This window comes from Nocardiopsis sp. NPDC007018 (assembly GCF_040635075.1).
GTDB lineage: Bacteria > Actinomycetota > Actinomycetes > Streptosporangiales > Streptosporangiaceae > Nocardiopsis.
In genome coordinates, this window is sequence record NZ_JBEYHA010000009.1 from 1 (window position 1) to 13,040 (window position 13,040).

At 70.9% G+C, this 13,040-nt stretch carries 11 protein-coding genes; 5 read left to right on the plus strand and 6 right to left on the minus strand.

Features of this window, described 5'->3' with window-relative positions:
• Positions 1 to 277: 277 nt before the first annotated feature.
• Entirely contained in the window at positions 278 to 1,174 is an 897-nt protein-coding gene (locus tag ABZ635_RS06620; RefSeq protein ID WP_357759955.1) for a hypothetical protein, read from the minus strand.
• A 428-nt stretch (positions 1,175 to 1,602) separates the two neighbouring features.
• Between ABZ635_RS06620 and ABZ635_RS06625 the strand changes: the two genes are divergently transcribed.
• A complete protein-coding gene (locus tag ABZ635_RS06625; RefSeq protein ID WP_357759957.1) occupies positions 1,603 to 2,538 on the plus strand; it encodes a Gfo/Idh/MocA family oxidoreductase in 936 nt (311 codons plus the stop codon).
• Positions 2,539 to 2,554: 16 nt separating this feature from the next.
• On the opposite strand, the gene ABZ635_RS06630 is transcribed toward ABZ635_RS06625, so the two are convergent.
• Positions 2,555 to 2,815: a GlsB/YeaQ/YmgE family stress response membrane protein gene (locus ABZ635_RS06630; RefSeq protein WP_357759960.1), complete on the minus strand. Its 261-nt coding sequence runs from the start codon at positions 2,813 to 2,815 to the stop codon at positions 2,555 to 2,557.
• A 236-nt stretch (positions 2,816 to 3,051) separates the two neighbouring features.
• On the opposite strand from ABZ635_RS06630, the gene ABZ635_RS06635 reads away from it, so the two are divergent.
• Complete coding sequence (locus ABZ635_RS06635) at positions 3,052 to 5,166, plus strand: tetratricopeptide repeat protein (RefSeq protein ID WP_357759963.1); 2,115 nt, start codon at positions 3,052 to 3,054, stop codon at positions 5,164 to 5,166.
• Here the strand turns inward: ABZ635_RS06635 and ABZ635_RS06640 are convergent.
• The 4 genes from ABZ635_RS06640 to ABZ635_RS06655 all read right to left on the minus strand — a co-directional run bounded on the left by ABZ635_RS06640 (position 5,078) and on the right by ABZ635_RS06655 (position 10,878).
• Positions 5,078 to 5,590 carry a hypothetical protein gene (locus ABZ635_RS06640; protein WP_357759967.1) on the minus strand — a complete coding sequence of 171 codons (513 nt, stop codon included), beginning with the start codon at positions 5,588 to 5,590 and terminating at the stop codon, positions 5,078 to 5,080. The genes ABZ635_RS06635 and ABZ635_RS06640 overlap by 89 nt on opposite strands.
• Positions 5,587 to 6,834: a hypothetical protein gene (locus ABZ635_RS06645; RefSeq protein WP_357759970.1), complete on the minus strand. Its 1,248-nt coding sequence runs from the start codon at positions 6,832 to 6,834 to the stop codon at positions 5,587 to 5,589. Before ABZ635_RS06645 ends, ABZ635_RS06640 begins: the two co-directional genes overlap by 4 nt.
• Positions 6,835 to 7,221: 387 nt before the next feature.
• Positions 7,222 to 10,335, minus strand: coding sequence for a BTAD domain-containing putative transcriptional regulator (locus tag ABZ635_RS06650; protein WP_357759973.1), 3,114 nt, complete (start codon positions 10,333 to 10,335; stop codon positions 7,222 to 7,224).
• A gap of 393 nt (positions 10,336 to 10,728) precedes the next feature.
• Positions 10,729 to 10,878 carry a hypothetical protein gene (locus ABZ635_RS06655; protein ID WP_357759976.1) on the minus strand — a complete coding sequence of 50 codons (150 nt, stop codon included), beginning with the start codon at positions 10,876 to 10,878 and terminating at the stop codon, positions 10,729 to 10,731.
• Positions 10,879 to 11,223: 345 nt separating this feature from the next.
• Here ABZ635_RS06655 and ABZ635_RS06660 point away from each other — a divergent pair, with 345 nt between their 5' ends.
• From ABZ635_RS06660 to ABZ635_RS06670, 3 genes are all read left to right on the plus strand, one after another.
• Positions 11,224 to 11,691: a helix-turn-helix transcriptional regulator gene (locus ABZ635_RS06660; RefSeq protein ID WP_357759979.1), complete on the plus strand. Its 468-nt coding sequence runs from the start codon at positions 11,224 to 11,226 to the stop codon at positions 11,689 to 11,691.
• A gap of 133 nt (positions 11,692 to 11,824) precedes the next feature.
• On the plus strand, positions 11,825 to 12,103 hold the full coding sequence (locus tag ABZ635_RS06665; RefSeq protein WP_357759981.1) for a hypothetical protein: 279 nt from the start codon (positions 11,825 to 11,827) through the stop codon (positions 12,101 to 12,103).
• Positions 12,100 to 12,993, plus strand: coding sequence for a zeta toxin family protein (locus tag ABZ635_RS06670; protein ID WP_357759984.1), 894 nt, complete (start codon positions 12,100 to 12,102; stop codon positions 12,991 to 12,993). The genes ABZ635_RS06665 and ABZ635_RS06670 overlap by 4 nt, the downstream gene beginning before the upstream one ends.
• Positions 12,994 to 13,040 lie beyond the last annotated feature (47 nt).

A 13,040-nucleotide genomic window follows, 5' to 3' on the forward strand; every position in this document is an offset into this window, starting at 1 on the left:
ACGATCCTCGGCCGTTCGTATGGACCAAGACGGCCGAGGAGATCTTCGAGACCATCGCCGCATATCTTCATCGAATTAACGACTCAGAACACTAGGGCGTGTTCCGTGGATGCTTTCGGTTGGTTCGGCGCTTGCGCCGATCGACGCGAGCGGCCTCCAGGCAATCTCTCGCAAGACGAGGAGCGAAGGTCAGCCCGGGTTTGGCTGTCCGAGCGAAGTCGGCGCGGCGAGAGGCAGCCTGGTGGTCGCGAGCCCGGAATGATCCGCGGAACACGCCCTAGACCAGGTACGACCTGAGTCGGGCGGCGTCGACCTCCCTGCCGACCTCGCGGTACAGGCGCTCGGCCTCCACCAGGTGGTCCCTCCAGTTCCGTTCCCCCGCCAGCTGGGTCACCCCCGCCAGCACCTCCCGGACACGCGCCACCTGCACGGTGTGGCCCCGCGACTCGAACCCGGCCAGGGAGAGCTCCAGCTCGCCCCGGGCCTCCTCGCCACGGCGCTTGCCGTTGAGCGCGCGCCCCCGCTCCAACCGGACCCGGGCCACGTTGACCTCGGCCTCCTCCCCGCCGCTCTCCGGCGCCGTGAACACCTCCAGCGCCGCGTCCAGCCGCTCGAGGGCGTGGTCGAAACGGCCCAGCGTCACCAGGGACCGGCCGCGCAGGAGGTCCAGCACGGCCGCGCCGTGAGGAAGGTCGTCCGTACCCCGCAACGGTTCCACCAGGTCGAACAGGTCCAGAGCCTCCTGGTCGCGCCGGTCCCGCTGGGCGACCACGCCCCGGCCCTCGAGGGAGGCGGCCCTGGCCCGGTCGTCGCCGTCGGCCTCCGCCAGCATGAGGGAGGCGACGAACTCCGCGTCCGCCCCCACCAGGTCGCCCGTGTCGAGCAGGGCCAGCCCCAGGAGGTGGTGCAGCCACGCCTCCAGGCCGGTGTCGCCGAGCGCCCGCGCCGCGCTCAGCCCCGCTTCGAGGAGTTCGCGGGAACCGTGCCCGGTGCCGGCGCCGGGGCCCGCGGCGACGCGCGGGATCGGCCCGACCCCGTACCCGGCGTCACGGGCACGGGACCACAGGGCGGGCATGTGGGTGCGCATCCACGCACTGGCGTCCTGCGGCCCCACGAAGCCGCGCAGGAGCGGACCGGCGTTGTCAGGAGTGTCCTTCATCTGGTCGGTGTCCACGGGTTGGCCCCCTTCATGGCGAACACGCGCACCGGTCGGGGCCCGCGCCGCGCCCTCGCGTACGTTCTCCGACCCGGTGGACGCTACGCCGCCGGTGCCCGCGCTGATCGAACCCGCCCAGTGCTCACGAGTGCCCATGATGGTCGAGACCGGAGGAATCCACCAGGAGTTTCACGGCTCCACGGGGCCCGCCCGACGCCGCCCTCCCCAGAGGAAAGCCCGCCTCACCTGCGGCGACGACGAAGGGGCCCGTCGCGGCCCGCGTCCGGACCTGGCCACGTCGACCGATCCGGTGATCGCGGGAGCGCCCGTCCCCGGCGACGACGAGGGGCCGGGGGCTTGCCGCGCCCGCGCCCCTGGGTCAGGGTTGCTGGGACGGAAGCCCGCACCGGACCACCGGGAGGCGGCACGACTGGCACGGAGGCCTCATGGGAGTGCGGTTCGGACTGTTCGGTACGGGGTTCTGGGCGGCCGAGACCCATGGTGCGGCGCTGGCCGCTCACCCCGGCGCCACCCTGGCCGGGGTGTGGGGGCGTGACACCGCCAAGGCCGAGGAGCTGGCCCGCGTCCTCGGCACCAGGCCTTACGCGGACGTGGACGCACTGCTCGCCGACGTCGACGCCGTCGCGATCGCCCTCCCGCCGGACGTCCAGGGCGACCTCGCCCTGCGCGCGGCCCGCGCGGGTAGGCACCTGCTACTGGACAAACCGCTCGCCCTGACCGTCGAGGCGGCCGACGCGATCGTCACCGAGACCCGTGACCGAGGCCTGGCCTCCGTCGTCTTCTTCACCAGCCGGTTCTCGGAGTCCGTGAACGACTTCCTCCGCCGGGCCGCCGACGACGGCGGCTGGGACGGGGTGCGCGCGACCCTGTTCGCGTCGATCTTCCAGCCGGGCAACCCCTACGGAGCCTCCCCCTGGCGTCGGGAACGGGGCGGGCTGTGGGACGTGGGCCCGCACGTGCTCTCGGTGGTCCTGCCCGTCCTGGGGCCGGTCGAAGAGGTCACGGCGGTCAGGGGCCCACGGGACAGCGTGCACGTGCTCACCCGGCACCGGGACGGCGCGGTCGGCTCCCTCTCGGTGACCCTGGACGCCGCTCCGGAGTCGGGGGCGTTCTCGGTGGACCTGTACGGCGAACACGGGTGGCGGTCGGTCCCGGGCGGCGACCGGAGCGCGGTCGAGGCCTACGGTTCGGCGGTCGACCGCCTGCTGGCGCAGATCGCGGACGGCCCCGGGGACCCCTGCGACGTGCGGTTCGGCCGGGAGGTGGTGGCCGTCCTCGCGGCGGCGGAGTCCTCGGCCGACTCCGGCCGTGCGGTGCGCACGGCCGAGGCCACCGGGACGGGCCCGGTGGCCTGGGAGTGAGGCGTCGGACGTCGGGTCAGGCCGTACTGGCGTTCTTGGAGTACATGCCGTCCGCGAGGTACACGATGACCGCGGCGACCAGTACCTGAACGATCAGCACGAACAACCAGAACCCGGTGAAGAGGCTCGCGATCCAGCCTCCGACGAAGGCGGCGACGATACCCAACAGGAGGGTCAACCAGATGGGCAGGTGCTGCTTACCGGGAACAACGAGACGTCCGAGCGCACCGATGATCAGACCAACAATGATCGCGGTGATGATTCCAGTGATCTCCACGAGGCCTCCCCATTTAGACGCGTTCTCCCTGTTCCCGGTGGGAGCTTGGTAACACGGACCCCGACAGAGGTTTTGCCACGATTTGCGTTCTTCGCACATTTCACGGCCGTCTTCACGCGCAGGAGCACGTACGGCCTGGACTGTCGGGAATACAACGATCGGCAGAGGGCAGGACTCCGTCTGTCGACGTCGAGAGAAGCCCTCGCATGCCCCCTCCTGACGATGAAGGCCCACGGATGGAACGGACCGCTCCCACGGTGTCGTCCGCCGACCGCGTGAGCGGCACGGTGGTACAGGTCGGCACCGTGCGGGGTTCGGTCACCCTGCCCGGCGAGCCGCGCACACCCGTGCCCCGGCAGCTTCCGGCCCCTCCCCGGCTGTTCACCGACCGCGAGGCCGAGTTCCGGAGCCTGGAGGAGCTCCTCGGGGAGGTCGCCGCAGGCAGCGGCGGTCGGACCGCCGTGCTCACCGGGACCGGCGGGGTGGGCAAGACCGCCCTCGCCACGCGCTTCCTCGACCAGACCAGCCCCGCCTTCCCCGACGGCGCGCTCTATGCCGACCTGCTCGGGTTCACCGAGGAGGGACCGGCCGACCCCTCCGACGTCCTGGACGCCTTCCTCCGGGCCCTGGGCGCCGACCCCGCCACGATCCCCCAGGAGTTCTCCGCACGCGCGGCCGCCTTCCGCAGCCACACCCACGGGCGGCGGATCGCGGTCCTGCTCGACAACGCGCTGTCGGAGGCACAGGTCCGCGCCCTCACTCCCGGACAGGGGGCGCACCTGGTCATCGTGACCACCCGGCTGCGGATGCCCGGCCTCGGACTGGACGGGGCGACCCTCCTGGACGTGCGGCCCCTGGGCCAGGACGCCGCCGTCGACCTGGTCTCCCGCATGCTCGGCGACGACCGCGCGCGTTCCGAGCCCGCGTCCGCCCGACAGCTGGTGTCCCTGTGCGGGCGCCTCCCGCTCGCGTTGCGCGCCGCCGTCAGCGGTCTGGCGCTCCGCCCCCACCAGCCCCTGAGCCGCCTGGTGACCCGCCTCAACGGCGAGAAGCGGCGCCTGGCCGAGCTCAGCCACGACAGGGAGCAGTCCGTGAACACGGTCCTCACCACCTCGTACGAACCGTTACCCGAACCCGCACGCCGCCTGTACCGTCTGCTCGGCCTGGCCCCTGGGCGGGACGTCACCGCCGAGGCCGCCGCCGCTCTGCTCGACCGCGACGCCGCCGAGGCCGAGGACCTGCTCGTCGAGCTGGTCACCGCCAACCTGCTGGAGGAGACCACGGGTGGGCGGTTCAGCCAGCACGACCTGGTCCGCCTGCACGCCCGCGCCCTGGCGGAGGCGGAAGAGGACGAGTCGCGCACCGCGTCCACCGCCGCCCTGGACCGGCTGCTGGAGTACTACCTGACCACCACCGCGGCGGCCGACCGCGCCCTGAACCCCGACCGCTGGCACCTGGCCCCCGTCTTCGACCGGGCGCCAGAACGCGCGTTCGCGTCCCGGGAGGCGGCCCTGGGGTGGCTGGAATCCGAACTGGAGGTGCTGCGGGCCACCGTGCGGTTCTGCGCGGCGACCGGCAGACACGCCATGTGCTGGCAACTGTGCGAGGCGCTGTTCAGCTTCTTCGTCCTCCGCAAACACCTGCTCGTGTGGCGGGAGGTCGCCCAGGCCGGGCTGGCCTCGGCCCGCTCCCTCGGCGACCCGCGGGCGCAGGCCAGAACGCTCTCCATACGGGCGATCCAGCACCTCCATGCGCAGGAACCGGACCAGGCCAAAGATCTCCAGCGCCAGGCCCTGGAACTGTGGCGGACGGTCGGCCACTCCCTCGGGGAGGCCGCGTCGTTGGAGGGCCTCGGTGTGTGCGAACTCGCCCGCGGGAGGCCCGCCGACGCCCGCGGCCACTTCGAGAGCGCCCTCGCCATCCACACCAGGCTCGGCAGGAACCGGGGCATCGCGCTGATGCTGCGCAGACTCGGCGAGGTCAGCCGGGACCTACGGGACCACAGCAGCGCGGTGGTCTACTTCGAGGGCGCGCTCGACTTCTTCACCGAGACCGAGGAACCCTACGTCAGGGCCGTGGTCCTGAACGGGCTGGCCGCCACCCACGCGGCGGCGGCCGAACCCGTGCGGACACGTCAGGTGTTGGAGGAGGTCCTGCGCCTCAGTGACCGGATCGGGGCGAGGGCGGAGAGCGCCGGGGCCCTGGTCGTGCTCGCCGACCTCGCCGAGACCGGAGGACGGCTCGACGAGGCCCGCGAACGGCTCAGCGAAGCGCTGACCATCTACACCGAGCTGTCGTCCCCCCTAGCCGCACGGACACGGTCGAGACTGGACCGGCCTCCGTACGCGTGAGCAAGTCGACCGTGCCCGCTCGGACGGCCGCGACGACGGCGTCGCGACCGCCCCACTCCTTCGGCCAGGAGCAGGCCAGCGCGGCGACCGCCTCCGCGGAGGGCCGGTCCGGGAGCCGAAGCGGTCCCGGGACGCCGCGCAGGTACACGGCCGATTCCTCCCCGAGGTCGACGGCGGCCCGTGAGCCGGGCAGCGAGGCCAGCGGGTCGAAGGCGTGCCCGGTCTCTCGGACGCCCGCGAGGGTTCCGCCTCCCCCGCCTCCGCCTCCGGCGACGATCACGACGACGTCGGCGGCGTGCAGCCAACGGGTGGGAACTCCCGGCACCAGCGGGACGGCCAGGTGCGCGCCGAGCCGCCGCTGACCGCCGCCCTCCCGCACCAGGCTCACACGACACCGGCGAACCCGGCCACGTCCGGTACTCACGCCGCCCTCCTCTCTTCGCTCCGACCCCATCGGGGACGGTCGGTCACGAACTCGGGGCACCGCAGCGGGTCGAGACGGGCGGGCCCCACGGGCTCCGGCAGGCGCATCATGCCGTACATGAGGCGCCGCAGAAGCTCGGCCGAGCGCCCGGGGACGGAGGTCAGCCGCGCGTGGACCCTCTCGGCGTCCTCCGGCCGCCACCGCTCGCCGGCCTCCTCGATCTGCCTCCAGACCGGCACGTCGTCCCGGTAGTGCGGGGCCAGCCGGTGGAGGAGTTCCGGGGTCGAGCCGGGAGCGATCACGGAGACGCCCCCGGCGAGGAGCGGCGAGGCGCCCAGCCCGGTCGCGTACGCGGTGACCGATCCGGGGTCGCCCACGACAGAGTCAGCGGCGACCAGGAGGCCGAGCCAGGGCGACCCGGGCGCGAGGACGCGCAGTCCCCGGCGCCGCGCCCCGGCGAGCCAGCCGAGCACCTGGCGGGGGCCGTGCCCCCACCAGATGCCGGGGTGCAGGATCAGGGCGGTGACGTACCCGCGCGGGGTCCCGGCCACCAACTCGTCCACGAGGTCGAGGTTCCTGCCCAGCACCCCCGAGGACCCCCAGGTGCTGGTGACCACCACCAGGCGCTGATCCGCCCCGACCCCCAGGGCACGCCGGAACGACTCCCGCTCGGGACGTGCGGACAGCGCCCGGTCGTAACAGGGGTCGCCGACCTCGTGGACGATCTCCGCTGTCTCGGGGAGGGCGGCGACCAACCTCGCTCTCTGGTCCCGGTGGGCGATGGCGATCGCGGACACGACCAGACGCCCGTACTTGGAGAGAGCACCGGCGACGGCTCCGCCCACGGGCCGAGCCACCTCGGGACCGTAGCCGTTTCCGCGCTCCGGGTGCCGGGAGAACCCGGTGCCGTGCGGCAGCACCAACACCGGAGCCCTGACCTGCTCCAACTGGCCATGGTTGGCTGCGACCGCGAGAGCGTAGTCGAAGGACGCGGCCTCCTCCCAGGGCAGGACGGCCGCGTCCAACCTCCGCATGAACGCTCGACCGCTCGACTCGAACTGCGAGCCGGGCGCGAGCGTCCAGACCACCTGTATCCGGCGGTCGGTTTCCACCAGGGGCCCCAGAAAGTCGAGGAGTCTGTCCCCGCTCGCCTGACTGTGTACCACGGCCAGGACCACTCGCGCGGGACGCACGGTCAGCGGGTAGACCGGCCCCGTGTCACCCCGCACCCAGGATCTGCTCATTTCGCTCCTTTAGACATTTTTTGTCTTGACGGAACCAACAATGAGCCAGATGCCTGGTCGAATGCTTGATGTCCGCTTTCTATATTCTTGCGAGACCTTGCGCCGTTCTTACGCACCCCTCAAGAGTCGTTCGCGCGACCAACGCGGTCAACTCCTGACTCCTGACGTCACCCCACTTGCTGTCCAGGGCGAAGGAGCGAACAACACGACCAACCAAGGCAACCGCTACGGACACGAACGAGAGTCCCATCTTCACGAAGGCAGCCAACAGGATTTTTGGCCGCAAAAAAGAGGCCGCAGAGTCTCTGCGACCGCATGACAACCGGAACAATACCGATCTGACGTGGAAGATGTGCGCAAATAACGGACTAATCTGAAATCATTGCATCAGACACCGGGCATGCCAAAGCTGGTGCTTGCTTCGAGTTTGAGAATAATAGGAGGTAGATGGCGTGTTCGCAGCGGCTCGAGCAGCTGGATCGCGTGTCTCCAGTAGGTCCTAGCCGTCTCCTCGTCACCCTCCAGACGGCGTAGGTCACCCAGACGGTTCCACGCCAGCCCCTCGTCCAGAGGCGACGCCGTGGCCCGCGCTTCCTCCCTCGCCGCCTGATAGCGCATCCGGGCTGACGACAGACGCCCCTGGGCAACGAGAGCATCGCCCAACACATTGAGTATCTGGGGAACGAGGCTGGCAATACCCAAGGTCCTCAGCCGGTGCAAGGCACTCTCCAGAATCCGCTCCGCCTCGCCTGCCCTCCCCAGCGCCACGAGAGACAGACACAGTGCGCTCTCGTTGTTGAGTTCGGCTGGGGTGGCTCCCATCGACCGAAAGCCCTCACGGGCCGCCAGACAGTACTCGAGGGCTTCCTCCTGACGATCCAGGTAGTAGGCGATCATCCCCAGGTTATGCAGAGCCTGCGTGGCACCAAAGAGGTCGCCCAAGCTCCGGAAAATGTCCAGTGCCTGTTCGCAGGACTCCCTCGCCTTGCGGTGGTAGCCGGGTTCGAAACTGGTCCGGGCGGCACCCATCAGCGCGGCGGCCTCCATCCTGCGGTCACCCAGGGTCCGGCAGAGTGGCAACGCCTGCGCGTAGGCCGCCCGCGCGGCATCGAAGTCCCCGGCCTCGTTGTGGAGGCTGCCGATGTGAGTGAGCACCCGTATCTGACCGGACGGATCACCCAGGCGCCGGAACTCCGAAAGAGAGAACAGGTAGTGCCCCATCGCCTCCACCGGACTACTCTCCTGAGCACGCAGCCTTCCGAGCCGTGCCCGCGCGTAGGCCACTCCCAGGTCGTTTCCAGCCCGGCCCCAGAAGGCGATGGCCGCTTCGAGGTCGTCGACCGCCTCCGCGTCGGTCAGGTTGTTGCGCACACAACCGAGTTCGTACAGGGCGTGCGCGAGACCGGCCACCGAATCCAGGTCGCGCCAGGCCCCCACCGCGTCCTCCAGGAACCGCTCCGCCCGGTCCCAGGGCCCCGCGTTGTCCAGCAGTCCGGCCATCGCCAGCGGCATGCGGGCGGCGTGCTCGACGAACCCGTTCCGCCGCGCGTGGTCCAGGACCGCCTCCACGGTGGGGAAGACGGAGGTGAACCAGTCGTTGGCCTGCTTCGGTTCCAGGAGCCGGGGCAGGGAGGTGCTGAACGGCGGCGGGCCCCACAGCCGGTAGCGCCCGGGTTGGACCACGCGGTCCGCGTGGTCCAGGGCCGCCAGGTAGTGGTCGAGGAAGCGACCCATGACGGCCCTGCGTTCGCCGTCCGACATCACCTCACGGGCCCGCAGGGCGGCGAAGTCCCGCAGTGAGTCGTGCACCCGGAACCGGCCGGGGCTGACCTCCTCCACCAGGTGGTGGTCCAGGAGTTCCTCGATGGAGGACTCCATCTCCTCCCAGTAGCCGACCGCGGCCGCGGCGGCGTAGTCGGTCACCACCGAGGTGGGGTGGAGCCCGAGGCACAGGAAGGTCCGCTGGGCCGGGGCGCTGAGCTCGTCGAAGGAGAGGGCGAACACGGTGGACACCCCCCGCATCAGGGTGCGGGCCGCGCCCCGCGCGCTGTCGTTCATCTGGTCCGCGAAGTACGCCGGGGTCCACGAGGTGTGGCTCTGGAGGTATCCGGCCCCCACCCGCAGGGCGATGGGCAGGTTCCACATCTGCTCCACGGCCCGGTCCATCCCCTCCGTCTCCGGGGCGAGACCGGTGAAGGCGGCGAACATCCGCACCGCCTCCTCCGGCTCCGGGGAGTCCAGCCTGATCCGCTGGGCCCCCTCCAGGTCCAGCAGGATCTGCCGACTCGTCACGATCACGACGCTGCCGGGCGTGCCGGGAACGAGGGGGCCCACCTGTCCGCGCTTCGCGTCGTCCATGACCAGCAGTGCGCGTCGGCCCATGAGACGGTCGTGCCAGAGGGCCAGCCGCGCCTCGGGTTCACGCGGGATGCGCTCCCCCGGGACGCCCATCATGAGCAGCAGGCTGAAGAGGGCCTGCTGAGGGGTGACCCCGCGCAGGTCGATGTGGAGCCGGACGTCGAACTCGTCCCGGAGCAGGTGGGCCACGTGTGTGGCGAGGGTGGTCTTCCCGACCCCGCCCATCCCCGAGACGACCTGGACGATCGTGGAGGCGTTTCCCGCCCTGGCCCGTTCCAGCAGCAGGGAGACCTCCTTCTCCCTGCCCACGAACAGCGGGGTGCCCGCGCGCAGGGTGTCGTGGGTCCGCGGGCGGCCGTCCCTCCAGAGCGGGTTCCCCTCGCCCTCGCGCGGAGGAGGTATGCGGATCGGCTCGTCCGCGCCCTCGACGAGTCGCTGGAAGAGCGCCCGGGTCTCCTGGTTGGGCTCGACCCCCTCCTCGTCCCTGCGGCGGTCGCGTAGCGCGTTGTACTCCGCGATCCCCTCGGCGGTGCGCCCCGTGGCTGCCAGGGCGCGCATACGCAGGTAGACGAACCTCTCCTCCCTGGAGCCCTCTTCCAGCCGGGACAGGACCTCGTCGTGGGCACCGAGCTCGAGCTGGGTCTGGGCCCACAGCACCAGCATGCGGGCGCGATCGGCCCGCATGCGGGACCGTGTCGCCTCGACCCAGGGCCCGTCGAGTTCGGTGAGGGGTTCTCCCCACCAGAGGCCCAGGGCCCGGTCGAGGAGCAGGACCGCCTCCGCCCGGGCGCCCTCGCGTGCGCACCGCCTGGCGCGTTCGGCCCAGGCTCTCGCCCGGTGCCAGTCGACGTCCTCCGGCGCGATGCGGAGCTGGTAGCCGTGGGCGCGGCTGGCGATCTCGGCGTCCGCGCCCGCCTCTCGCAGGCGGCGGCGCACCCTGCTGACGTGGGAGTGCAGGCTGCCGCGCACGGACGCGGGCGCGCGACGTCCCCACACCGTCTCGATCAGAGTCGACGCGGACACGATCCTTCCGGCGGACTCCGCCAGGATCGCGAGGATCAGGCTCTCCTTGGGGGTACCCGTTTCCACCGGCCGGTTCGCGACCAGCAGCTGTGGGCCCGGGGTCAGAATTCGTAGGTCCAACCTGTCACCACCCAGCTCCGAACCATCATGACATCCACAATTACGGACTGCCAAGACTATTGATTCGGACACCAGCAACAGACCCACTATGACCAGCGACTATGCGAATCAACTCATCAAAGTCGAGGACGATGTGTACAACACACATCAGACCCACTAGCATTCACGCCGAGCGTGCACGAGAATGGAACACGAGCGAATTCACATTCCTCTGCACAATCCCTCGCACGTGCATCGGGCGTCGCATCGGGACGAAGGTCCCATGCAGAAGCGGGGCCCAGGACGCCGTGGTGGCGTCCCGGGCCCCGCCCCGGAAACGACGGGTGCCGTGTCGAACCCCGCTCGACACGGCACCCCCGGCCCCGCCCCCTGAGGGGTGCGGCCGTTCCGACCTCAGGAGGTGTGGCGGCGCGGAGTCCGAATCCGCGCCCACAGGCTCCGGGAACCCTCACGCGTCAGGGCGAGCAGCCGCTCGTCCCGGGCGACACGCTCCATCTCGGCGCGGTGGAGGTCGGCGGTCCGCGCGATCAGGTCGGCGTGCATGGTGTTCTCCTTCGGGTGGGTCCCCGGGGCGTTCTCCCCGACTGACTCCAGACTCGCGCTGAGGCCCCCGCGCGCACATCGGCAGAGTTCGGTAGATCCGGACCGGCCGGGCGCCTTAGACGTCCTCGGGGGTACCTCAGACCCCGCCCCCGGTACCTCAGGGCCCGGTCGAACTGGGAACGCGCACGCCGGGTCGGGACCTCGTCGGACGTCTCGCCTCACGCCTCCTGGGCTGATTCGCCCGGGGTTCTGCCGTCCGCATAAGGCCACCGGACCCCCTCCCCCAGCCCCCTCCCGCGACGTAGGCTCGAAGGGTCGGGACACGGCGAACACGGGGAGGCACCGATGTCCGAAGCGGTCCTGCGCGAGCTGGACCGGGCCCGCGAGGGCGACCGGTCCCGTGCGCGCCAGGAGGAACCCCTGATGCGCGATCTCATCGGCGAGCTTCTGCGCCGCACCCGTGTGGAACAGGGACGCACCCTGCGCGAGGTGGCCGAGGACGCCCAGGTGTCCCTGCCCTACCTGTCGGAGGTCGAGCGCGGCCGCAAGGAGGCCTCCTCCGAGGTACTCGCCGCCATCTACCGATCCCTCGGGCTGAGCATCATCGACGTCCTCGGTGAACTCCACCGGCGCACCCTCATCGTCCGATACGGGGCCGTCACGCAGCGCCCGGCACCCGTGCCACCACCGGCCGTCACCAACTCCACCGTCGAGGTCTCCGGCAGAGTCCTCCTGGGTGGGGCCTCCTTCGGCACGCTCCGCGCGGCGCCCGCCCGGCACCTCCGCAACCCGGTGGTATCGCTCGCGGCCTGAACCACTCCCGGGTGAAAACCTGTCGGCGTTGACCAGCGCCAGCGAGGGCGGCCATCGACGTGCACGTTACGGGCTCCGTCCGCCTGGACCCTCAAGGCGACATCGTTTGGCAACCCTGAAGGAGAAGAGAGACATGAGCGATCTGACTCCGGAGGAGCGACGCTTCTACGCCGACTCCCCCACGACCGTCCTCTACGACATCTTCGCCGACACCGCCACCCGGCTCGGAGGGAAGCTCGTCGCTCTGGCCCGGGCGGCCCGGACCGAAACCGAGGGCCGCCAGTGGCGCCAGCGCATGTACGAGATCGAGGACCAGAAGCAAGCGGTCGACCCCGACGACCGCGACGCGCTCATCGCCCGCATCAAGGGGTGGCAGGCCGAACTCGAGCGCCTACTAGGACAGCGAACGTGAGTCATCACCGAGTGCCGGATGACGAGCTCCATGTGCCGGATCACGAGCTCCATGCCATCTTCGAGGAAGAGGTGGCACCGTTCGTCTTCCGCAACCATCAGCCCACCGAACATCCCGAGCTCGTCTTACTGGGCGCCCAACCCGCTGCTGGAAAGTCCCGGGCCCAGGCCAACATCGCCCGTGAGCACCCGCAGATCGTCCCGCTCACCGGGGACGCACTACGCCGGTTCCATCCCCACTACGACGACCTCATGGAGCACGACCCCCTCGCCATGCCCAACGCCACAGCACAGGCGTCGGGCGCCTGGGTGGGGATGAGCATCGACCACGCCCGCCAGCACGGATACAGCCTCCTCCTCGAAGGAACCTTCCGCGACCCCGACATGACCATGGGCACCGCCCGCGAGTTCGCCGAATCCGGCTACCGGGTCCACGTGGTCGCCCTGGGAGTCAACGAACGCGTCAGCCGACTGGACTCCGTCAACCGCTACCTCTCCCCCGGCTCGGGCGCCAACCGGTGGACCCCCGCCACCGCCCACGACCTGGGCTACCGGATGAGCCCCCACACCATCCAGGCGGCCGAGGAGAGCCCCCACGTCCACCGCGTCACCGTCACGGACCGCACCGGCCAGGTCCTGTTCACCAACACCCGCACCCCCGACGGCGACTGGGACGGCCCCACGGGAGCCCGGAACGCCCTCCTGGCCGCTCGCGATCGCCCCCTGCCCACGGACGAGGCCCGCAGGTGGTTGACCCGGCGCGAGGACCACACCGCGGCCCTCATCCGCCGTGGCGATCTGGGGCCCACCACCCAACCGACCATGGAGAGGCTGCACGCCGACGCCGACACCGTGATCCGACAGGCGTGGCCCGCTCCCGAGGACGTCTAGTTCCTCGGCCCGACCCGGTCCGCCGCTCCCGGACCTCCGGACAGGGA